This window comes from Fischerella sp. JS2 (assembly GCF_032393985.1).
Lineage (GTDB): Bacteria > Cyanobacteriota > Cyanobacteriia > Cyanobacteriales > Nostocaceae > Fischerella.
In genome coordinates this window covers 1,255,436-1,278,907 of record NZ_CP135918.1, presented here as the reverse complement: position 1 = coordinate 1,278,907, position 23,472 = coordinate 1,255,436, and the positions used below count along the sequence as shown (strand labels likewise).

At 37.8% G+C, this 23,472-nt stretch carries 14 protein-coding genes; 12 read left to right on the top strand and 2 right to left on the bottom strand.

All coding sequences use genetic code 11. The features are described from left to right. The first annotated feature begins 887 nt into the window (after nt 1-887). A complete protein-coding gene (locus RS893_RS05350) occupies nt 888-1,781 on the top strand; it encodes a TauD/TfdA family dioxygenase (protein WP_315790214.1) in 894 nt (297 codons plus the stop codon). Between the two features lie 126 nt (nt 1,782-1,907). Next, nucleotides 1,908-2,690 carry a sulfite exporter TauE/SafE family protein gene (locus RS893_RS05345; protein ID WP_315790213.1) on the top strand — a complete coding sequence of 261 codons (783 nt, stop codon included), beginning with the start codon at nt 1,908-1,910 and terminating at the stop codon, nt 2,688-2,690. Between the two features lie 96 nt (nt 2,691-2,786). Here the strand turns inward: RS893_RS05345 and RS893_RS05340 are convergent, their stop codons facing one another. Beyond that, complete coding sequence (locus tag RS893_RS05340; protein WP_315790212.1) at nt 2,787-4,403, bottom strand: iron uptake porin; 1,617 nt, start codon at nt 4,401-4,403, stop codon at nt 2,787-2,789. A 145-nt stretch (nt 4,404-4,548) separates the two neighbouring features. After that, the gene (locus RS893_RS05335) at nt 4,549-5,475 is read right to left on the bottom strand and encodes a PstS family phosphate ABC transporter substrate-binding protein (RefSeq protein WP_315790211.1); all 927 of its coding nucleotides are present in this window, start codon (nt 5,473-5,475) and stop codon (nt 4,549-4,551) included. Nucleotides 5,476-6,139: 664 nt separating this feature from the next. On the opposite strand from RS893_RS05335, the gene RS893_RS05330 reads away from it, so the two are divergent. From RS893_RS05330 to RS893_RS05285, 10 genes are all read left to right on the top strand, one after another. After that, nucleotides 6,140-7,606 carry a methyl-accepting chemotaxis protein gene (locus RS893_RS05330; protein WP_315790210.1) on the top strand — a complete coding sequence of 489 codons (1,467 nt, stop codon included), beginning with the start codon at nt 6,140-6,142 and terminating at the stop codon, nt 7,604-7,606. A 794-nt stretch (nt 7,607-8,400) separates the two neighbouring features. Further along, nucleotides 8,401-10,311: a methyl-accepting chemotaxis protein gene (locus RS893_RS05325; protein WP_315790209.1), complete on the top strand. Its 1,911-nt coding sequence runs from the start codon at nt 8,401-8,403 to the stop codon at nt 10,309-10,311. 188 nt (nt 10,312-10,499) lie between these two features. Continuing rightward, entirely contained in the window at nt 10,500-13,277 is a 2,778-nt protein-coding gene (locus RS893_RS05320; RefSeq protein ID WP_315790208.1) for a hybrid sensor histidine kinase/response regulator, read from the top strand. 215 nt (nt 13,278-13,492) lie between these two features. Beyond that, complete coding sequence (gene cheB, locus RS893_RS05315) at nt 13,493-14,560, top strand: chemotaxis-specific protein-glutamate methyltransferase CheB (RefSeq protein WP_315790207.1); 1,068 nt, start codon at nt 13,493-13,495, stop codon at nt 14,558-14,560. A gap of 21 nt (nt 14,561-14,581) precedes the next feature. Continuing rightward, the gene (locus RS893_RS05310; protein WP_315790206.1) at nt 14,582-15,433 is read left to right on the top strand and encodes a protein-glutamate O-methyltransferase CheR; all 852 of its coding nucleotides are present in this window, start codon (nt 14,582-14,584) and stop codon (nt 15,431-15,433) included. 4 nt (nt 15,434-15,437) lie between these two features. After that, a complete protein-coding gene (locus RS893_RS05305) occupies nt 15,438-16,532 on the top strand; it encodes a chemotaxis protein CheW (protein ID WP_315790205.1) in 1,095 nt (364 codons plus the stop codon). 422 nt (nt 16,533-16,954) lie between these two features. Continuing rightward, nucleotides 16,955-18,358: a hypothetical protein gene (locus RS893_RS05300; RefSeq protein WP_315790204.1), complete on the top strand. Its 1,404-nt coding sequence runs from the start codon at nt 16,955-16,957 to the stop codon at nt 18,356-18,358. A gap of 307 nt (nt 18,359-18,665) precedes the next feature. Next, nucleotides 18,666-19,070, top strand: coding sequence for a hypothetical protein (locus tag RS893_RS05295; RefSeq protein WP_315791874.1), 405 nt, complete (start codon nt 18,666-18,668; stop codon nt 19,068-19,070). A gap of 562 nt (nt 19,071-19,632) precedes the next feature. Continuing rightward, complete coding sequence (locus tag RS893_RS05290) at nt 19,633-20,166, top strand: DUF5132 domain-containing protein (protein ID WP_315790203.1); 534 nt, start codon at nt 19,633-19,635, stop codon at nt 20,164-20,166. Nucleotides 20,167-20,362: 196 nt separating this feature from the next. Next, a complete protein-coding gene (locus RS893_RS05285; protein ID WP_315790202.1) occupies nt 20,363-23,404 on the top strand; it encodes an HAD-IC family P-type ATPase in 3,042 nt (1,013 codons plus the stop codon). Nucleotides 23,405-23,472 lie beyond the last annotated feature (68 nt).

Genomic DNA, 23,472 nt, shown 5'->3' with positions numbered 1-23,472 from the left:
AGGCAATGGTGAATTCTCATTGTACTCAACAGATGATAAATAAAATAAATATTTAAAAATTTCAGTATTATGTAATTTATCTAAATAACTCTTTTAGATATTAATGTGTTGCTTTATTTGCTTGATCGGTATATAGTTTTATAGGAAGAAAAATTAAGATTCTGAATTTTTACACTCACGCCCAAACCTATGTGTAAGGTTTTGAAGATGCACAGTTTGTTTTATTAGGTCGTGGGTTGAATAAGGAAATTTTTCTAAATTTATTCAGGGAATACAAGACAGCAGGAGGATGTAACGATGCTCACGACTGTTGTGAAAGGTATGCTTGCATGGCAATCAATTGCCAAATCAGGAAATACAAAGCATTCAATGCACCTATATCACTGTAACCCTTTCTCCAATATATTGGTTATCCTCACTTTTGGTTATCCCTGATCTAATTGTATTTGAGATATTGGCATCTGCTTCTTTTCGACACGACTTTATGACACCATCACAGGATGACTTCCTAAGTCTGTAAAAGAACATATTGCAGATAGCACAACTGTGTTCCAGAAGAATAAAAAAGTTATTTTATTAGTTCTATAAAAGTAGAGCTTAATTTCTCATGCTTGAAAATATGTAAATCTTATCAAAATGGCTAATTTAAAAAATATTTGAATCTACTTGACAAACTTTTTCAAAGAATTTGTTAATTCATTTTCACTGCTACCAAATTGGGTGCAAGAAAAGCAAAAACCACTAGTTGATAGAGAAAATCAACTATCTTTAGTCCTTATTTTTAATAAGCATTCTCATTTGCAAATATACCGCTAAGACTTGTCCATTTGTGAAAGTAATTTCATTCTGAAATCTGAGCAAGTGCATCTAAACAAGGAGATTGAACGATGCTAAAAAATAATATTCAAGCAGAACAATACAAATTGGACGTAAATTTACACAACAAAGAAGTTCTTGATGCCACTAAACTCGAGCTTAATCAGTTAACAATAAAAATTAGTAAAGTTGCAGAAATTTCCAATTCCGATTTACAAAGGCTATTTGAGATATTTAATAAATTTAAATTTGTCATTTTAGAATGTGAACCAATACCGAATCTTCAAGAAAACTTGTTAGCTTTAAAAAATTATTTTGGTTCAATCAAGAAACATAAGCTTTCTGCGCCTAATGGTATTAGTACAATTGAAAACTTACGTGACTCCTCTCTTGCTAAAACTTACGTAGCCACAAGTAATATAACCCATTTCATGCATACAGATGGTTCTTTTGAAATGGAACCCCCTAAAATTGTTGCTATGCAATGTGAAGTTCCCTCTAAAACAGGAGGATTATCTCAAATTATTTATGCTGAAACTGTCTATGAGTATTTAAGAAAAAATTATCCTGAAGAATTACAGAACTTGTTCAATTATCCATTGACTATAACCAGAGGAGATCAAACAGGTAAACGAGCAATCTTTACAGAGTACGAAGACAGAATGTTCATGTGTTTTAGGGCAGATGCAATCATCTCAGTTGCAATTCCACCACAAATAGAAAGAGCTTATAATCTGATAAAGAACTATGTCAACGATACTAAGAATCAATTAATTTTTCAACTTCAACCTCATCAAATTATTATACTTGATAACGCGAGTGTTCTACACGGGAGAACATCTTTCCCTGAAAATGAATTTCGCAAACTAAATAGATTACACTTTAATGGAATTTCCGAATATTCTCATCATTTTCAGCTTGGTTTTGTACCTAAATTTCAGCAGCTAATTAGTAAAACTAATTAAAAATAGGTTAGTAATAGTGCTTGAGTATTCAAGTACTATTACTATCTGTGATTCTTTAATCTCTGGATATTTAAAACTTCATAAAGTCTACTAACAATCTTCGAGTAAATCAGGTGCATAATCATAATGTTTAATGTTAATAATTATTCAATTATAATTATCCTTGGAATTGTCTCCTTTGTTTTAAGCTTTTTTGGCGCTTCTGTAGGCTTGATGTTAGGTCAGATTCGGCTACCTTTAATTGTATATACCTTACAATCAACTGCAAATGGAGTAGGTATTGCAACAGGTACAAATTTAGCTACTGCTGCAATGGGAGCATTTGCTGGTACTTATTATCATATTAAGGAGGGCCGTGTTAATTTTCGGGTAGTCTGTGCAATAGGTATCCCCTCAGCCCTTGGTGCGATTATAAGTGTGCTTGCTTTTGCTCGGATACAAGCAGATTGGATAAAAATTGTTATCGGACTTGTACTTATTTACTCAAGCTTTCAGATAGCTAATCCTAAAAAACACAATCAAGGTGAAGATAAACTTTCAACTCACCAACGTTTCTTGATTGAGATCGGAATTGGAGTAGGCTTAGGGTTACTAGCAGGTATAGTGGGTTTAGGATTGGCTAGTATCAGATTACCTGCCATGATTAAAGTTTTAGGTATGGAGCCAAAGGAAGCAGTAGGAACAAACTTAGCTATTAACTTTCTGACTCTAGCTACTGGTGGAACAGCTAGTATGTTGACGTTGGGAGTTCACTGGCCACTTCTTTTGTCACTCGTGCCAACAACGTTACTAGGTAGTTATATTGGAGCAAAAACTCTCAAAAAGATTGAATCTTCCAATCTCCGCAAACTCATTGCTTGGGTGTTAGGTGGTACAGGAGCATTCATGATTGCTGAAAGTATGCATTAATTAATCGGGTAATAGGTAATTGGTTTTTTCCATTACCTTTTACCCACCTTTAAAGATATAGTAAGTCCTCAAACGGACATGATATCAGAAGTAGATTTAAAACTTGAAGGTAGTCCGAATCGTTCCTACAAAAATGCTGTCGTTATTGTCATTATGTTCTGGATTGGTAATCACAAATAAGCCAGGAGTAATGGCAATATTATCTGTAACCTGCAACCGATAAAAACCTTCTATGTGCAAAGAAGTATCTTGATCTTCTACCAGACTACTTTCTATAACTTTTGGTGGCATTCCTATGACGATCCCGGCTAAATTACCTTTTCCTCCTAAGTCTGGAAATGCCAAAGTTACAGCGTAGTTCAAGATATCTGCGCTATCATCGCTGACTTCCGATCGTGCCAATGAATAAGCTAACCAACCAGAAAGAGTAAATTGAGGACTGATGCGCCAGCTGGTTTCTAATCCGAGAGAATCTGCTGAGGTAGAAACATTACCAAAAGGTCTGACAGCATTGGTACTACCCGTACTACCTGTGAGGTTGACGCCACTATTACTACCTCCAGCATTATAGGAGTGGACATAAGTCAAGCCTAGATTTAAATTTTTGATTGGCTCAAAGATGAATTGTGCCAAAGCACCATAGTTACCGTTGAACAGTCCGTTTTCACCACTAGGATCTTCAGGATCGCGCACCATATAGGCTAAATCGAGACTGGCGCGATCGCTAAACTGATAATTGACTACTAATCCGGTACTACCAGCTGTGCGGTAGATCGGATTAAATCTTCCAAAACGCGAAATACTACCACTACCAGAACTTTCAAATGGACTTAGGGTTTCCACAATGCTATTTAATTCTGTATTTGCAGCAGAAACTGTGACTCTCACCTTATCGCCCAAGGGAAAGTAATAGTACAAGTCATCTAATACAACATCGTTGTCGTCCTCACCATCAAATCCTAAACGGGTCATCCTCGTACCTGTGACATTACCCTGAAATTCGGTGATATTTCTGGCTTGCAAGCGGACTCGCAGACGGTCTTTGCCCATAAAGCTGGTATCAAAATTCAGACGCACTCGGTCTGCGAGGATGGTATTATCTTGCAAATCTGGGTTGTTATCAGAATCGTTATCTTGATCAGCTGCATTGTCACCAACAACACCAGCTAGGGCAAAAATAGCTTCTGCATTGAGTTTTGTAGTGGTAGAAAATTGATTTGCTTCTAGTTCAGCTGTGCGTGCTTCTAGCGTATCGATACGACCACGTAGTGTCGCTAATTCTGCGGAAAATTCCTCTTGCAGCCTTTGCAATGTAGCTAAATCCTCTTTCGTCACCAAATCACTCGTAGCGCTAGCAATAAGTTCATTTACTCGGTCTAAACAAGCATTCAAACCAGCAGCAAATTCGTATCGTGTCATGGGTCGATTGCCCCGGTACGTACCATTTGGGTAGCCAGCAATACAACCATATCGTTCTACCAGGGATTGTAGTGCTTGGAATGCCCAATCTGTAGGCTGTACATCAGATAACTGAGAAACAGAACTGACTTGTGCTTGATTATTTGGAGAAAGTTCAGCTATAGCTGTAAATTCTGGCTGAACTTGTTCATTTATAGATACTTCAGCTAAAACTGTCGAGGGTAAAACAGCAAAGCTTGCCACCACAACAGCAGGGCTAAGCAGCAAAAAATTTGACCAAACTCTAGATATCACTTCATTTACACCTAAATCTATCTAAATCTATTTATTTCTAGGGAATTTCTTTTGAAGTCAAGCAACACACTATGATTATTAAATGGTGGTTTGCGAGTCGTTTGTCTTTGCAAATTTATAGTTAACAAAGTACTCCAAAGGTGTTTCAGCGCAAGGGAACTAACCCGGCCTTTTCAACAATCTGCTGACCTTCTTTGGTTAGTAACATATTGACGTAGGCTTCTCCAGCTAGTTGATCGATAGTGTCATCAAGGCGATACACAACAAACATGCGTCGGGTCATGGGGTAAGAGCCATCCCGCAGTGCAGTAGTATTAACCTGCTTGTTATCATCTATAAAGGGTTGCACATAATCTTTGGTATTAGCTTGAGCGATAGCGAGAGGGCGGATTGTTTTTTGACCAAGAATTGGCCCACTTCCTCCAAAGGAAATTCCCCCAGGTGTTGCGGCAACCTTACGAATTATCTCAGTGTAATCACGGGCTAACTGTACCTTAGAACTGAGTTGATCTACTTCTTTTCCGAGAAGCTCATTCAATAAATTAGTAGATTTTGGGTCTCTAGCGAAAGGTGCGATCGCTAAATCCGGCCCTCCTACTTCCTTCCAGTTACTTATTTTGCCTTTGTATATGTCTTGCAGTTGATCAATTGAAAGCCCAGGAATAGAGATATTTTTATGGGTAAAGAAGACAAACATATCTAAAGCCACTGGCACTTGCTTGATCTGAAAGCCTCTTTGTAGAGCTTTGTTATAGTGTTCATCCTCAAGAGATGCTCCGTATAGAGTAAAGCTCAGTTGGCTATCAAGCACCATAACCACACCCTTTTTGCCACCAGATTTACCGTCTCTAGGTTCAGTGAAGCGGAGGCGAAAATTTGGGTGAGATCTAGTGATAGCTTCGTGAAAGCCTTGAGCAGTCAAAGCTGCAAAAGTATTACCACCACCATAGTTAAATGTGCCGGAAGGTACATTCGGTACATCTTTTATAGAATTATAGAGTTTGACATCGGAGGAAATATTCTGGTTGCTAACATCAGAATTGACAACTCTGACACTATCGGGTTTGTTCACACTGCTGAAATTGCCGAAAAAAGAGTATATTAACCAACTAAGTAGCAGAAATAACAGGCCAAAACCAAGCCAAATTGCCCAAGGTGTGAACAGCAATTCTCTTAAAGATTTTGACTGTGATTTTATGAATTTGTTACCCTTTTTTGTTGGAAAAACGTCTAGGGCTTGACCGCACTTTAAACAGTGTGTAGCCGTAGCAGGATTGGTATCATAGCCACATTGGTTACACACTGTCATCCCTCGATTGTGATCGCTCATCTTACTCTCCAAGGTAGATGTTCATACTAACGGTATTGCACCCAGGAGATTTCTGTTATATGGTAAAAAACTATCGGTAGATACTTAAGTACATTTATCAGAGCATAGGCTTTTTGGCAACACAACTTTAGGAATTAGGTAAAGAGCGATCGCATTACCACAACAAAAAGTCTGTTACTTGCAGTTGACCATTTGTTATTGAGAATTATTAAAACTGGTAAATTTTTATAGTAATGTTTTTTTAAATCTGTCAATTGAATCAATTTATTATTGGTTGTGAGCCAACTTTTTTGGTCTGAATCTATTAAAGACTGACTTTAAAGAAGTTAAAAGTAAATGAAAACAATTAACCAGGGTGTTCACTTTCTAAAAAGTCATGTTTGCCTAGTTTCGAGGAATAAAAATCATGCAAAAGCAAGTGCAACGCCCTTTGAAAATTAATCAAATTGTACCTATAGGTTTTGGTATTGTTCTCATATTAACAGGTATCGTAACGACATTTTCTGAGATTTCCAAAGCTAAATTAAAACAAATGTATGATGTAGAGAAGCATACATTTGAAGTTAAGTTACTGCTAAAGCAGTTGGAGAAAGATATAGTAGATGCCGAGACAGGACAACGTGGATTTTTGCTCACTGGTAAAGAAAACTATCTGCAACACTATGCAACTTTACAAAACAATTTTCAAGCGCGTAGTGAGGATTTGAAAAAGCTAGTTAATGGCGATCCATCTCAGAGCAAAAAAACTGACCAAGTTATACAATTAGCTCAGACAAAATTCTCCCAATTAGAAGAAACTATTGCTCTCAAAAAAGCAGGAAAAGATCAAGAAATTTCTGCTGTGCTAGCTTCCAACAAAGGAGAGCAAATTATGAATGAAATCAAAGCTACACTAGCTGAAATGGAGCAACAAGAACAAAGGCTTTTTCAGCAAACAGAAGAAGCATCAGATCAATTTCAGGGGTTGTCAAGTCTAGTCAATTGGGGTGGATGGCTTGTTAGTGTTGGGGCTGGGATTTATATCTCCTTTTACGTTATCCGCCGGATTATGCAGCCAATTAATGAAGCCGCTTATGCAGTCGCGACCTCTTCCGGCGATATTGCTACCAGTGTATTTGAGCAGGAACGCATCATTTTGCAACAATCTGCTTCAGTGAATCAAACTACCACTACCATTGATGAAGTTGGTACTTCTGCACTCCAGTCAGCCGAACAAGCCGAAACCTCAGCAAATGGAGCCAAGCAAGCATTAACTCTCGCGGAAGAAGGAACTACAACAGTTAGTCTGACGATTGCAGGAATCTCACAGTTAAGAGATCAGGTGATGGCGATCACCAATCAAACCACACATTTGAGTGAACAGACTACTCAAATCTCGACAATTTCTGATCTAGTGGCGGAGTTAGCAAACCAAACAAATATGTTGGCTTTGAATGCTGAAGTCGAAGCAGCGCGTGCAGGTGAGCAGGGTAAAGGCTTTGCAGTGGTAGCTAGTGAAATTCGCAAACTCGCTGACCAAAGTCGCAAATCAGCTGATCAGATCAGTGTGTTAGTTAATCAAGTACAAGCGGCTATTAACTCTGCGGTGATGGTAACTGATGAAGGTACTAAGAAAGCAACGCAAGGGATCAAACTGGCTCAAGAAACCGGAGATGCATTCACAAGTATCACAGATGCTGTCAATCAGGTATTTTTGAACAGTCAACAGATTGTCCTCAATGCTAGACAGCAAGCTATTGCAGTACAGCAGATCGTATCAGCGATGAATGCGATCAATCTGGGAGCAAAAGAAACCGCTACTGGGATTTCTTTAGTCAAAAATGCCACTATCAACCTCAACGAAACCGTTCAAAAGCTGAAGAATTTGGTGTAGCAATTTTATATTGTTTGTACCTGAGCGATCGCATCTACAGGATTTGCTTGAGGCTGATCAATTCTAAATTTCGTAGGTCATAGCTCATACCATCAGATATTCACAATTAATACTGTTGCACAAATGCTGACTTTTCTTCAGGTTGAGGTATAATCTGCGAAATCTACCAAACAGCCACAGGTGTTGAGAGTTACTTTAGCACTTGCCTCTGTGGATTGCAGACCAAGGCTATTGGGACAATTGACGCAAAACGCCGATGTTATCCTTATAATCTGGCACGGGTGCTAAAAGTATTAAAGTATTTGTCAAAGTTGTTCGCTAGCTTATGCTGGCTAAACGGAAAAATTTAGATGTGTGCTGGCATCTAAAATACTAATTTTGCGTCAGCAATTATCAAGGCAACTAAAAAAATTCCAGGGTGCTTTTTGGTTTTCGTAGCAACCTAGTAAAACTTTGTGATCGTAGAGGTTGTACAGCAAATTCTTATCTTGATACAGATAAGGGTCAATTATGCTGAATTTTGTTTATATATTTACCGAGTATGTAATATCAAGTTCACATGACTACTTATAATTCCCGTTTAACCTCACCCCGCCTTCGGCACCCCTCTGGTGAACTCGCAACAGAGGGGCTGGGGTGAGGTTTTTTATTATTAAGTGATTAACCGAACTCGATATAAAACTATGAATTCACTCTACATCAGTAATGAGTAATAGGAAATAAAACTACCAATTACCAATTACTAAATCTATTCGTATCCACCAAAACTCTCTAGTTATTATACCTAATCAGCCATGTTGAAGAAACTTTTCAAAATATTACCTAGTCAATTCAAACTTCAGGATCAATTTATCATTCTATTAATTTTTAGTACTATTATTCCTGTCTCTATTGTCGGCTTGTATGGTATTTATTCCTCCTCCAACAACCTATCAGAAGTTGCAAAGGAAAAAATGGAGGCGGAGTCAACAAAAGAAGCTAACAAAATTAATACATTTCTGAATGGTGTGAGTGATGATGTTTTATTTTTAAGCAAAACATTACCAATTCAAGGTATTATCCAAGCTAAAGACAATGGCGGAGTAGATGGTCAAACTAATTTATCCTACAATGCTTGGGTTGAGCAGTTACAAAATCTCTTTACTGCCATGATGGAACGCAAGTCCCATTATATGCAACTTCGATACATAGACGAAAAAGGCAAAGAAATAGTACGAGTTGATTCGGATGGCATCAATATCAAAGTTATCCCTGAAACAGAATTACAAAACAAGGGAGATAGACCATACTTTACAGAATCAATAAAGCTTGCACCTGGTAGCATGTATGTCTCACGTTTGGATCTAAATCAGGAACGTGGTCAAATCGAAAGACCTTTTAAACCAGTAATTCGATACGCTACACCCATAGTTGATTCTAGTGGGAAAAAAAGAGGAATTGTCATCGCCAATGTATTTGCCAAAAAATTTATAGACGCTTTTAAAGAGGTTAATCAACAGGAAGAAGCAGAAAATCTATATAAAGATCAACAGAAGTTTATTGTCAATCAAAATGGCTACTACATCTCCCATCCTATGCCGGAAAAAGAGTGGGGATTTGAATTCAAAAAAGATGACAAATTAGACAAAGATTTTTCCACAGAAGTTACTCGAGAAGTATTAAGTAGGGAAAAAGGATTTATTGATGACGGGGAGTATTTATTTACATTCCATAGAGTTGACCCTAGCCCAAACCAGCCAGAATTTTTAGTAGTTTTGAATAAAGTTCCCAACAAAAGTGTATTTGCTGCTATTAACTCATTTAAGATAGTCGCCTTCTTGATTATTATTATTTCTTTAGCTGTGGTGTTACCGTTGGGATTTATTCGGGCACGCCAAATTGTCAATCTGATTAAGCAATTGGTTAATATAATATCCGCCTCTATTCAACAAACTTTCTCTGGCTTGGATCAACAAGCACGCATAGCCGGTCAGCAAGCTGCCTCAGTGCATGAAACCACAACCACAATGGACGAACTGGAAGCTTCCTGTAGACAGTCAACTCAACAAGCAAAATCTGCCACTACCGCCGCACAGCAGGTTCTGACACTTGCAGAAGGTGGCAGCCAAGCAGTGAAGGAAACCCTAGAAGGTATGTTCATCTTAGAAAAAAAAGTATCAGCGATCGCTGCACAAATTGTGCATCTGAGTGAGCAAGCCAATCAAATTGCTGGCATTTCCCAGATTGTTTCTGACTTGGCAAACCAAACTAATATGTTGGCGCTCAATTCCTCGGTGGAAGCAGTACGCGCTGGAGAATATGGAAAAGGCTTTGCTGTAGTTGCGAATGAAATTCGCAGACTATCCGACCAAAGTCAAAAATCTGCTGAAAAAATTAATGTCTTAGTTTCTAATATTCAAAAAGCAATTAATTCAACAGTGATGGTGACAGAAGAAGGCACTAAGACAGTAAAAACAGGAGTAGAAAATGCCCAAAAAACAGATCAAGCCTTTGCTGGAATGGCGGATGCCATTAATTATATGGTTGTGAACAATCAGCAAATTTCACTCAATCTCAAGCAGCAATTGGACGCAATCCAACAAGTTGTCCAAGCAATGGACATTATCAATAAGGGGGCGCAAGAAACTGCTGCTGGTATCAATCAAACCAAGTTGGGTACAGAACAACTAAGCGATGTGGCTTTGACTTTGAAACGGATGGTGTAGCTAGGGAGGTGGGGTGATGGAGTGTGGGGAGTGTGGGGATTGTGTAGACGCGCAAGCGGCTTCCCGTAAGGGTGGAGTGGTAAACCACTAACTAATAACTACTAATGTACAGACGCGAGGAACATCGCGTCTCTACCCACTAACTACTAACTACTAACTACCATTGACAATTGACCAATGACTAAATCATGTTTATAGAAGATGAAGAACTCCGGAATCTGTATAAGATATCAAGCGAAGAAAACTTACAGAAACTGACAAATGGTTTACTGCATCTACAACAGCAGCCAAAGGATGAAGCGGAAGCTACTTTAGAAAAGTTGGTGAGGGTAGTCCACAGCCTTAAAGGCGACTCCAGAATAATCGGTGTAGAAGATGTGGTAACTCTGGGCGATCAGGTTGAAAAGATTCTTTTGAGCTTGAAATGCCAAGAAATGGTCTTAACCCCAGAGTTGAGCGATCGCCTTTATCAAGGATTGGATGCAATTGGTTTTTTAGTACACGAAGCTGTAACTGGTGAAGCAACTGGGGTGGATACCGCCGATATACTCGAACAATTGATGGTAACAGTTGCACACTCAAAACCACAGAAGCCGGAAATAGTTCCACAAGCACAACTAGTTCTTGCCTCACAAGCATCAGTTGAACAGAATCATCGCTCTACCACAAGCACTAATGAGTTGCAAGACGCGTCCTGTCACGTCTCCACAACAACCGCAAGCAACGCTCCTCAATCAAGATTCACCTTGATAGAAGACGAAGAACTGCGAAACATTTATCAAACGACTAGCGAAGAACGGTTGCAGAAACTCGCAGCTGGTTTACTACAACTGCAAAACCAGCCAGAAGATGAAGCCACTTTACAACAGTTGCTACGAGAAGCCCATAGTTTGAAGGGAGACTCCCGCAGCTTAGGAGTAGACAATGTAGTTACTCTCACCCATCAACTTGAAGAAATTCTGTTGGGAATCAAACGCCAAGAAATGACCTTAACCCCAGAGTTGAGCGATCGCCTTTATCAAGGATTGGATGCGATCGGTTTTTTGGTATACGAAGCCGTGACTGGTGAAGCAACAGGGGTGGATACCGCCGAGATACTTGACAATTTAGTGGGAGTTGTGACTCCATCCACAGCCCCAGAATCCTTACCAGTTCTACCTGAACTCTCTCCACTCTCCACCCAAATTTCTATCAAGCCAGTCATCCAAGATTTACCCGCTCCCTCCTTAGGAATTAGTCAACCCTATCACATCGACACAATTCGCGTTCAAACTCACCATTTGGACATCTTAATTACACAAACAGAGGAACTAACTCTCACTAAAAATGCTATAGCTCATACCGCCACTGCTATTGAGGAAATAACAACCTTCTGGGAAGAGTGGAAAGCTGTTTATAGCCAAGCCAAACTTGTTGAGTCGTCATCACTAAACACTGATTCCTACACAGAACGCTTAGAAAAAAGAATCTATTCTTTAAGAAATTCAATTCAAGAACACAGTATTAAATTAGACTTTATTGCTGGAGAATTAAGAGACAAAATTCGCACCCTCCGGCTTCTACCTCTTTCCACCGTGTTTGATTTGCTGAAGCGCACAGTGCGAGATTTAGCCAAACAACAATCCAAACAAGTGGAATTAATCATATCAGGAGAAGAAATCACCACAGATAAACGTATCCTCGAAGAAATCAAAGATCCCCTGATGCATATGGTTCGCAATGCCATAGATCATGGTATTGAGACTCCCGCAGAGCGAGAAAAACTGGGCAAATCCCCTGTCGCCACTATTTGCTTGAGGGGCTACCAAACCGCCAACAACATTGTCATAGAAGTAGCAGATGATGGGCGAGGGCTAGAAATTGAAAAAATCAAACAAACTGCCGTCAAACGTGGAATTTACAGTCCTCAAGAACTGAAAACTATGACTCCTAGCCAAATTCATGCCTTGATTTTGGCTCCTGGCTTCTCAACCCAAACTTTTATTACAGAAATTTCTGGTAGAGGCATCGGTTTAGATGTGGTACGCACAAGCATCGAACGCCTCAAAGGCAATATTGAAATCGAATCAGCCCCAACTCAAGGATGTACCTTCCGCATCCAGCTAAGTACAACCTTGGCAATTAACAATGTACTGCTGTTAGAAGTTCAAGGTATAGTTCATGCTCTACCAGTTGAGTTTGTGCAAAGGACTTTATTTATCTCCCCAAAACAAATCTTGACTAATGAAGACTGCAAAACTATTAACTTAGACGGTCGGTCGGTTTTGGTTGCGAATCTGGCTGATTTGCTGGAACTGTCAAACTCTCCTGCTTATCCCCAAATTGCCAAAATTGAGCCACAAAACCAGACTCAACAACCTTGTATCTTAATCAAGGTGGGAGAAGAAGTTTTTGGATTGTTTGTTGATCGCCTCCTGCAAACTCAAGAAGTTGTAATTAAACCTCAAAGTCAGTTATTAAAGCGGGTGCGTAATGTCAGTGGAGCAACAATTCTCGGTTCTGGAGAAGTTTGTATGGTTCTCAACCCCTTAGATTTGCTCAAATCCTTACGGCAACAAACAACATCTGTAGTTTCTGCCAAACCAAGGAAAACAGTCAAAACAAAACCGCTCATTCTCTTAGTAGAAGATTCTATCCCCGTTCGCACCCAAGAAAAACGGCTCCTAGAAAAAGCTGGATATGAAGTAGTAGTAGCAGAAGATGGACTAGATGGCTATAACAAACTCCAAACTCGTGCTTTTGATGCGGTCATCTCTGATGTGGAAATGCCCAATCTTGATGGATTATCACTTACTCAGAAAATACGTCAGCATCCAGACTATCAGACATTGCCAATAATTTTAGTGACAACGCTGGCTTCCGATGCAGATAAAACCAGGGGAGCTGATGTCGGGGCAAATGCGTATATTATCAAAAGCAATTTTAATCAGGATGTCCTCTTAGAAATATTAGGAAGGCTAATTTAAAGGATGAAGGCTGTAGACGCTTAAGCAGCTTCAAGGTAGAGAAGGCTGAAGGCTGAAGTATGAAGGATGAAAGAGGAAAAAATCTCATTATAGAGACATTTAAAATTTTTCGTCATCAAATATAGAAGCTAAAATATCTCAACTGGATTTGGATAATTCACTTTTAAATTCATCCTTTAGCCTTCATACTTCATATTTCATACTTTATTTGACCAATGAATATTCGAGTTTTGTTAGTTGAAGATTCACAGATTGCTCTTGTACTTTTAAAAAGAATTTTGAACTCATCATCAGAAATTGAAGTTGTAGGAGAAGCCTATACTGGTTTAGAAGCTTTGAAACTGATTCCCAAACTTGAACCAGATGTAATTTGTACAGATCTCCATATGCCCCAAATGAATGGTTTAGAGTTGACAACTGAAGTGATGGAACTCTATCCGCGACCAATTTTGGTAATTAGTGTTTCTGTACAAACAGATGATTCCAGAAATATTTTTCAGCTTTTAGATGCAGGAGCAGTGGATATTTTTCCTAAGCCAACTTTAGGACTAATAGTAGATGATGAAGTATTCAAAAATGAGTTAATTAACAAGATTAAAATTTTATCTGGAGTCAAAGTATTTAGAAAAAAGCGGAAACTACCTACACAAACACAAGATTTCCCAGTAGAAAATCTTGCTGTTTTTTCTTCTCAATCTTTCGCTAGACCCAAAGTCGTGGTTATTGGTGCATCTACAGGTGGACCCCAAGCCCTGAAAGAGTTGTTAACTAAATTACCATTAGATTTTCCCTTGCCAGTGATTTGCATACAACATATTTATGTCGGTTTTTTGCAGGGATTACTTGATTGGTTAGCTGTTGGTTGTCGATTACCAATTCAAATTGCCCAAACAGGGGATATGCCAAAACCAGGGAGGATTTATTTTCCCCCAGAACAACAGCATTTAGAACTTGATGAAAGGGGTAGATTTGTTTACTCTAACTCACAGCCAGTAGCAGGACATCGCCCTTCGGTAACAGTCACATTTACATCTGTTGCTAAATTTTATGGTCAAGCATGTGTGGGAATCTTGTTAACTGGTATGGGAAGAGATGGAGCAGAGGGAATGCAGGCGATCGCTCAAGCTGGTGGTTTCACCATCGCTCAAGATGAAGCTTCTTCTGTTGTGTTTGGAATGCCCAAAGCAGCAGTAGAGTTAGGGGCCGCACAACAGGTTTTACCAATTCATGCGATCGCACCAAGGTTACTGTCTTTGTTACAAAACAATTTTCTGGATTTGTGAAGAGAATAATTAGGAGTCAAAGTGTCAGAAGCAGAGACTTTAAGTGCGGAGCTAACAGAGGCTTTTATTCGGTTAATTACCAAACATACCGGATTAAAAATTAGAGAGCGCGAGCGAGAAATTTTGAGTCAAAAAATATTTTTACGCATGAAAGCTCTAAAAATATTGTATCCAGAAATTTATTATAAAGTGTTAGCTTCTTCTACTATATATAGCTATGTAGAATGGCAAAAATTTATTGCAATATTAACAAATACTGAGAGTTACTTTTTTAGAGACAAAGAACAGTTTAATTTATTACGTAATCATATTATTCCAGAAATAATTAAACGCCAATACCATAGTAAAACTATCCGTATCTGTAGTGCAGGGTGTTCAACAGGAGAAGAACCTTATTCTCTTGCTATTCTTTTGAAAGAACTGATTCCTAACTTAGAGGAATGGAATCTGATGATTTTAGGCTTAGATATTAACAAAGAAGCATTGAAAAAAGCTAAGCAAGGAATTTACACATCTTGGTCACTAAGAAGCCTTGATTTGAGAACAATACAACAATATTTTCTAAAATTAAATAATAGATATTATCTAGATGAACAAATTAAGCAAATGGTAAAATTTCAATACACAAATTTAGTCACAGATTTATTCATTCATCCATACTCAGATTTTCGAGATATTGATTTGATTCTTTGTCGTAATGTATTTATTTATTTGGAGCCAACAGTAATTGCAAAAATTGTAGAGAAATTTTATTATAGTCTCCAACCATTAGGGTTTTTAATCACAGGACATACAGAACTTTGTGGTCAAAAACTAATTAATTTTCAAACGAAATTATTTCCAGAATCCCTTGTCTATATTAAAAATAGGTAAAAAAATGAAAGAAAATTTATATCTTACCTTTAGCTTAAATAACTATCTCTACGGTATTAATACAGTTGATGTGGAAGAAATTTTCACTTTACCAGAATTAACAATAGTTCCAGAAGTTCCTCATGGAATTATTGGTTTTGTAAATGTTCGGGGAGAAATTTTGCCAGTTATAGATTTGAATATAAAATTAGGCTATCTATCCCCAGACTATCGCTTGACAGATAGTGTAGTAGTTCTAAAATGTGAAGAATTACAACTAGGCATAATAGTTAATCAGATCCATGAAATTAGAGAAATATCTTTAGAGGAAATTACTAACGAACTTAATCAGCAACGAGAGTCGGTAGTAGTTGAACAAACAAATATTATTGCTGGTGTCGTCAAATTTCCAGATGATATTTTTATCTTGAACAATCCCAGAAAATGGCTAGAAGATGGTGAAATCCAACAACTTATCTCTTCGCAAATCTACCTAAAAGAGGAGATTTTTGCTAATTATAATATAGACGAACTTCAAGCGAATGATACTGAATTATTACTACTACAAAAGTCTATATTTTGCCCTAATGCAACTTTAGAAGAAAAAAAAGTTTTTAAACAACGAGCAGATAATCTCAAAATCTCCACAAAGTCTCATAATTTCAAGAATTTTAAAACTTTAGCAGTAATTACTTTAAATAATCATCTTTTTGGTATTGATTTAGAAATGGTACGGGAGTTTGTTGATATCCGTCAAGTGACTCCTATTCCTTGCTGTCCAACACATATTATCGGTAATATTAATCTTCGAGGTGAGATACTTACTCTTGTTGATCTACGGGGATTATTGTTAAATTTACCACCGCAAGGTGTGGTTGTTGGTTCTAAAGCAATGGTTATAGAGGTTGAGGGTATAGTTGCTGGTGTAATAGTTGAAGAAATTTATGATGTGATGTTTTCCCTCAACTTACAAAAGATAACAGCAATACCAAATTCTATTCATGCAATTAATGAGCAATATTGTCAAGGGGCTGCTCCTTATCATGAAAAAATAATGAGTATTTTGGATATGCCAAAAATTTTCCTTCAGGGAGGATTAATCGTTGACGAGGCAATTTGAAGTGATTTTAAATATGTAAACTAATTAGAAAATGTATTAAGATTTGTATGATTTAATAGGTGCTTAATTTTAGGAGCATTTTTAAAAATCAGTATTCCCTAAGTATGAACCTATACTGTTTATATAAAAAAAATTAATTGTCTTATACAGTCTATCTCTCTTTGAGTAGATAGAGAGAAATTAATTGATGAAAACGTATCTTTGATCAGGCTTTTAACATATTTGTCAATTGAAATTCTCATATAACCAGAATTTAGACTCAAACCCTTGAAAAACAATAAATAATTGCCGATAGTACAATTTTAAGTCATTAAAGTTTGAAATGAAGAGGTGACATAAATTTTTCATAACACACAACTAGAAAAACAAGCAGCCTCATAAGGTATGCTCTTATGCATAATTCTAGTTTGGAGAAATTCCAAATGAGTGAAAGATCTGTGGTGCCTATCATCAATAGTAGTTTCTTAGTCGGCAAATCTAATTTCAGAGTAACTAAGAAACAAGTTTTATTCGCTACACTCATTCTATTTCTTGGTTTAATAGGTGTAGGAGGTTTCTGGTTTACTTCCAGGTATAAGTTTTCTAATCAAATGCCGATCAAACTCACAGAACTATCTAATGCTGAATATCCAGAAAACCCCGCTGCATTAAGTAAAAATTTTCAAAGATATTCAAAAAGAAAATTAACAATTATTAAGAAAGATGATACACATTTTGATTTTGTGTTGGAACCGACAAGTCAAAAAACAGCAAAGATAGTTATTAAAAATGTTGAGTTGAACTTATTAGTACCAAAAGTACCTGCATGGACTAAAAAAGATCCAGGTTTAGAAGTAATTGCCCTTACAGATAGAGAATGGAATAGACAACAGGTAAGTTTTCCAGCTAATTCAGCAAATATAGAAATCACCGGAGGAGATGGTTTTGAAAAGCAAAATCTTGTAGAGATTGCATTAGCTAATAATTGTTTAAATGCAGGATATTGGGAAGTTTTGCTTTTTACTAAAGAAAGTAACAATAAATCTCTTTACTACCAAGGTTGGTTCACTTTCCCAATGGGACATTACAAAAATGTCTTTGAAAAAAATAATAATATTTCCTATTGGAAACATTGGTGGAGATTAGAACATTGGCAAGATCCAAGTGGTACAGTAGTCAATACCGATTTGCTGAGAACAGTAGTTAACGAAAAAGAAGTTAAGACTAAATTTTCGCCAGATGAAAAAGTAATAGCAGCAGGTGAACAAAGTCGAAAAGTTAGAACTACCCTTACCAAAAACCTTGCTACTTGGGGAGATTTTTATAACAATCAAAATGAAGTTAAGTTTGCAAGTTTTAGACCACCCGGATTTTATGATAGTGAGAAACCTTGGGGGAACGAATACTGGAGAGTAGGTAAGTTTGAAAAAGCAATTTTAAGAAACATTAAATCTGTTGGTAGTCAAAGAGAGTTACAGGAAATTGAACTACTCTTTAGCGATACAAAGACAGGTGAAAAAAACAGATTTTTTATTAGTGGTGTCAATCTCAAACAGCTTCCTAAATTGCCAGTATCAGAATATCCTAAAGGCTTATATATGCCTATGGGAATTGGGGTTCCTCCTTTCTATCAAAGCTATGAAGAACTACAAAAAAATCATCCTGATCAAAGTCCCTACTTTAGTGTTTTACTAGATTCAAATAATAAATGGATAGATCATCACCACTTAGCAATTGATGGTCCTGTGATGCATCTGGATAAAGACAATCCTAATCTCTTGCATCTTTACTTACTATCCTATGAAAGAAATACTTTGGTGACTCATTTGTTAATTAATTTAGAATGAGTTCTTTATAGTATTTCCTACCAAGTTGTGATCAAATAGACCTCTTGGATAACTCCTCAAAACCTCACCCCAACCCTCCCCTTAGTAAGTTTTGCGGATTCACGCAAGAGGTCTAATCTAGGGACTTGTACCATTAAGAGGTGATTGCTCAAAAATTGAGACCATTAAATTTATTAGAAAGAGAAAATTATTATAACTGGTGGTATGACTTCAGATTCAGTCTGTAGTCTGGTATATCCTACAGGAAGAGTAGTATAAATTCTTGATTTTACCTAAAATTTTGTTTTCAGCAGTTATACGGCAAAAAATGCGGCTAACAATCATTATCATTGTACTATTGGTACTGACTGCATGTAGTACCAGCGTACTTGCACCACCGAATCAGTTAGTGGAAAAAGCGATCGCACTTCAGCTAGAGAAAACTCAACAGCAACTTAACCAACAGTTGGATCTTGATTTTCAGGGGTTTAAAATTAATCACCTGTCAATTACCCAAGAAAAACCCTTGGCTGTTCAAAATCTGATTACCTACCAGGTTCGGGGAACCTACGATCTCACCTTCAAGCTACCGAAACGAAAATTAACACAACTAAATAAACCGTTTGAAGTTTATCTGCAACTGCAAAAAGAGGGTAAAACGTGGCGGTTACTGCTTCCAGAACAAAGTCGTAAAAATACTGAACCTGTTTGGCACAGTTATCTAATTCAGTAGTGTTTTGGTAGCGTAGTTTTTATCTGTTTTTTAACGCAAAGGAACGCAAAGGCTGTCGCAAAGGAACGCAGAGTTCAGATATGTTTCGGAATAAAAGTTTTTCCTTAATCTTTATAGGAAGGGGAGCAAAAGCGCAGCTTTGGTGGGGTGGGGTTTCAATTATACTTCACACAACTGAGAACTGCTATAAATTTTAGGTTATTAAAAGGTTAATAAAAGGTTATTGATTAGTAATTTGATTTGGATTTAGTACCTGATAAATTTCATCATATATTCTTGATTTTCTTGTTTTCTTACTTCTATCTATAACTTTAATTTTTCCTAATCTCAAGTTCGGCTAATTGCTTACGATATTATGCTTAATTGTTTGTCATTGGTTTTTTCTATTACCCATCGCTTATTACCAGCCTACGCAACAGTATAAGTATTCAAGTGAACATGATATCACTACTTGGTGTGAGATTTTATTAAATCTGAAGTTAAACCTAAAGGCTGATGGATTGAGTATGAAACCTGATTAATCTTTTATATGATTGCTGCTTGTTTCGGAGTAAGTTTTTAGATGGCATCTACATTTGATTGGGAAGAAATTAATGTACCTGAAGTTGTGGAGAGTATCACGGGGTTAATTTTTGCATCGGTAATTCTTCCTCTGGCCGCAGCAGTACATCAGCCTATAGTCCAAACAGCTATCAAAGGTGGAATTGCTCTTTCTGAAAGGTGTAAAGAAGCACTGGCAGAAACAAAAGAGGTGATCGAAAATTTGGCAGCCGAGGTTAATGCTGAACTCATCAATAATGAATTGACAAAAGCTGAGTTTGGATCTACGAAAATTAATTCTATTGATGGCAAATCTGAGGTAGCTAAAGATTTAATCAATGTTATGTCAGATTTCAATACAGATGTTGCACAGTTGACTGATGGTGTAGTTGATTTGCGGCTGTTAGTACCTCTGGGATTTAGTGCGATCGCTTTACGGCAATTGTTAGTTAAAGGGCTACAAATCGATGAAATACCTTGGTATGCCTTGGCTTGGTATGCTTTTGATTCTTTTGTCAAGTTAAATTCCACAAATGAATCACAAAGTAAAAATTAAAAATAAATCTTCAAGATTTAAGAAACTTTTTCCTTATAAAAAATTTTTACTAGTAGCTAATTTATCTTTCTTCTATAGGGGTTGAAAATCCCATGCCAAACCTCTGTTTTCTTTTCCATTTTAATGGCTATAAAAATAAAAATAATACTGTTTAAAATTCTCTTTTTATTGTGAAGTAGTAGGAGTAAGTTTTTCCGTGATTAAAATTATTCACAATCAAGTTAAGGGTAGAGCTAGATATAAAGTTAAAGAACTTTACCGCTCGGAATCTCTCAAAGAGTATCTTGAGCGATCGCTATCAGATATATCAGGAATTAAATATGTATCTGCTAATCCATTGACTAGCAATATTCTTGTTATTTTTGAAAAGGAATATAGTGCGGACAAGATAGCATTATTAATTGATAAAAATATTTTACAATATCAAAAGTCAAGTAATAAATCATTAGTAAAAAAAACTCAAAAATATAAAAAAGAATTAACAAAAGCCACACAAAAGCCAATCATTAATGCCCAAGCACAAAGAATAGATAACTGGCATCTAATGGAAACAGATGCTGTGATTACTGCACTTAATACTTCAAAACAATCAGGATTATCTAGTAAGTCTGCTACTGAAAATTTAAATAAATATGGTCAGAATGTTTTAGCAACAGCAAAGACTCGTTCTGATTTGAGTATTTTGATTGACCAATTCAAATCTTTGCCAGTTGCTTTGTTAGGGGTTGCTGCGGGTGTTTCTGTTTTCACTGGGGGACTGATCGATGCTTTAGTGATTTTGGGTGTTGTTGGTTTGAATGCCGCAATTGGCTATACAACAGAAAGCCAGTCAGAAAGAATTATTCATTCTCTCGGTAGCCATCAGGAAACATCAACTTGGATAATCAGAGATGGCAAACAATTAGAAATTCCTCCAGAAGATGTTGTCATCGGTGATATTTTAGTTCTGAAAACTGGCAGTTACATAGCAGCAGATGCTAGGTTGCTTGAGGCAGAAAATCTCAGTGTTGATGAATCGGCTTTGACTGGGGAAAGCATACCTGTGACTAAATCAACGACACCTCTGAGGGGAGAAGATATTCCTTTAGGCGATCGCACTAATATGGTCTACAAGGGGACTTTGGTTACTGGTGGTCAAGGTTTGGCTGTGGTGATAGCAACGGCCAAATTTACGGAAATGGGCAAGATTCAACAATTGGTAGGCGAAGCAACTACAACCGAAACTCCCCTAACTAGACAACTCGATAAAGTAGGTAGCCAACTAGTAGCAATTGGTATGGGAATTTGCGGTTTGGTTTTTGGCATTGGGGTATTGCGGGGATACGGTTTGCTGCAAATGCTACAATCATCCATATCTCTAGCGGTTGCTGCTGTACCGGAGGGCTTACCTACTATTGCCACTACAACCTTGGCTTTGGGTATCCAAGATATGCGTCAGCGTAATGTCCTTGTCCGCAGTCTCAGCGCTGTAGAAGCTTTGGGTTCGGTACAAACGATTTGCCTAGATAAAACTGGAACGATTACAGAGAACCGGATGTCTGTTGTTGAAGTGCATATAAACAGCCAACAGATTAATGTGTCTGACGGAGAATTTATTGCCAAAGGTGAGAATATCAACCCTTATGCTTGTGATGAATTGCTAAAGCTGATTCATGTATCGGTTCTGTGCAATGAAAGTGAAGTAAACCAAGACCAAGATGGCGAGTATAACATCAAAGGTTCGGCAACAGAAAATGCCTTGATTCACATGGCGATCGCTGCTGGGGTAAATGTCACCCAACTTAGACAAAAGTATAGTTTGCTGCAAACCAATCTGCGTTCAGAGAACCGGAATATTATGAGTACGGTTCATACAACTGAGAATAACCAAAAGTTTGTAGCTGTCAAAGGCAGTCCAACTGAAGTTGCCCAGATCTGCAAATTTTGGTCAAAAGACGGAGAAATCATAAATTTAACAGAAGAATACAGGCGATCGCTAGAAATTGAAAATGATCGCATGGCAGGGAAAGCACTGAGGGTATTGGGTGTAGCTTATACACATATTCATGCAACCCACGATGAGAATAATTACGAGCAAGACCTGACATGGCTTGGCCTTGTGGGTATGGCTGACCCAATTAGAAAGGGAGTCAAAGAGTTAATGGCTGACTTCCACGAGGCGGGTATTGATACGGTGATGATTACCGGAGATCAAAGCCCTACAGCCTATGCGATCGCAAAGGAGTTAGAATTAAGCAGAGAATCACAACTAGAAATTCTTGATTCTACTGACCTTAATAATCTTACCCCAGAAGCACTGACAGCTCTGGCTGATAAGGTAAATGTCTTTGCCCGCATTAGTCCCAGTAATAAACTGCAAATCGTCCAAGCATTACAAAGTGCTGGACAAGTTGTGGCAATGACAGGCGATGGTATTAATGATGCCCCAGCCTTGAAAGCTGCTCAAGTCGGTGTGGCAATGGGCAAAGGTGGAACGGATGTAGCACGTGAAGTTGCAGATATCGTCCTGGAAGATGACAGACTCGAAACAATGATTGTTGCCGTTAGTCGGGGTAGGACAATTTACAATAACATCAGAAAATCGGTACATTTCCTGCTTGCTACCAACATCAGCGAAATCATAGTCATGACAACCGCCACCGCCGTCGGTATCGGCGAACCCTTAAACGCCATACAACTGCTTTGGCTAAATTTAGTCACCGATATTTTCCCTGGTCTTTCTTTAGCTTTGGAAGCGCCAGAACCAGATGTTCTGAGTCAGCCTCCCCGCAATCCAGAAAAACCAATCATTCAGAATTCTGATTTTGGCAGAATCGCTTTTGAGGCTGGAATTATATCCCTGTGCACTTTAGCAGCTTACGGATACGGCATCCGCAAATATGGCATTAGTCCCCAAGCCAGAACTATTGCCTTTATGAGTCTGACATCAGCCCAACTATTACATACCATTAGCTGTCGTTCGCAAAAGCACAACATCTTTCATGCAGAAAAACTCCCCAATAATCCCTATTTAAATGCTGCTATTGTCGGTTCTTTTGCTATCCAACTTCTGGCAATTGCCCTTCCACCACTGCGGAGTCTTTTGAAGATTACGCCTATTAATATTGTGGATAGTCTTGTAATTGGTGGTAGTGCTTTGTTGCCCCTGTTGGTAAATGAAAGTACAAAGAATACGAAATTAGGTGATTATAAGTCTGGACAACACGCTGCCTTACCAACACAAACACAACTTGCCTAAACAGGCTTGTATACTCTTAGTCCGCACAGGCGGTGAGACAGCAACTCTTACGCAGGGGGTTCTCTCCC

What these genes read in the sequence shown, in the direction of transcription:
- RS893_RS05350 (WP_315790214.1), top strand. Translation starts at nt 888, where the DNA reads ATGCTAAAAAATAATATTCAAGCAGAACAATACAAATTGGACGTAAAT.
- RS893_RS05345 (WP_315790213.1), top strand. Translation starts at nt 1,908, where the DNA reads ATGTTTAATGTTAATAATTATTCAATTATAATTATCCTTGGAATTGTC.
- RS893_RS05330 (WP_315790210.1), top strand. Translation starts at nt 6,140, where the DNA reads ATGCAAAAGCAAGTGCAACGCCCTTTGAAAATTAATCAAATTGTACCT.
- RS893_RS05325 (WP_315790209.1), top strand. Translation starts at nt 8,401, where the DNA reads ATGTTGAAGAAACTTTTCAAAATATTACCTAGTCAATTCAAACTTCAG.
- RS893_RS05320 (WP_315790208.1), top strand. Translation starts at nt 10,500, where the DNA reads ATGTTTATAGAAGATGAAGAACTCCGGAATCTGTATAAGATATCAAGC.
- cheB (WP_315790207.1), top strand. Translation starts at nt 13,493, where the DNA reads ATGAATATTCGAGTTTTGTTAGTTGAAGATTCACAGATTGCTCTTGTA.
- RS893_RS05305 (WP_315790205.1), top strand. Translation starts at nt 15,438, where the DNA reads ATGAAAGAAAATTTATATCTTACCTTTAGCTTAAATAACTATCTCTAC.
- RS893_RS05300 (WP_315790204.1), top strand. Translation starts at nt 16,955, where the DNA reads ATGAGTGAAAGATCTGTGGTGCCTATCATCAATAGTAGTTTCTTAGTC.
- RS893_RS05295 (WP_315791874.1), top strand. Translation starts at nt 18,666, where the DNA reads ATGCGGCTAACAATCATTATCATTGTACTATTGGTACTGACTGCATGT.
- RS893_RS05290 (WP_315790203.1), top strand. Translation starts at nt 19,633, where the DNA reads ATGGCATCTACATTTGATTGGGAAGAAATTAATGTACCTGAAGTTGTG.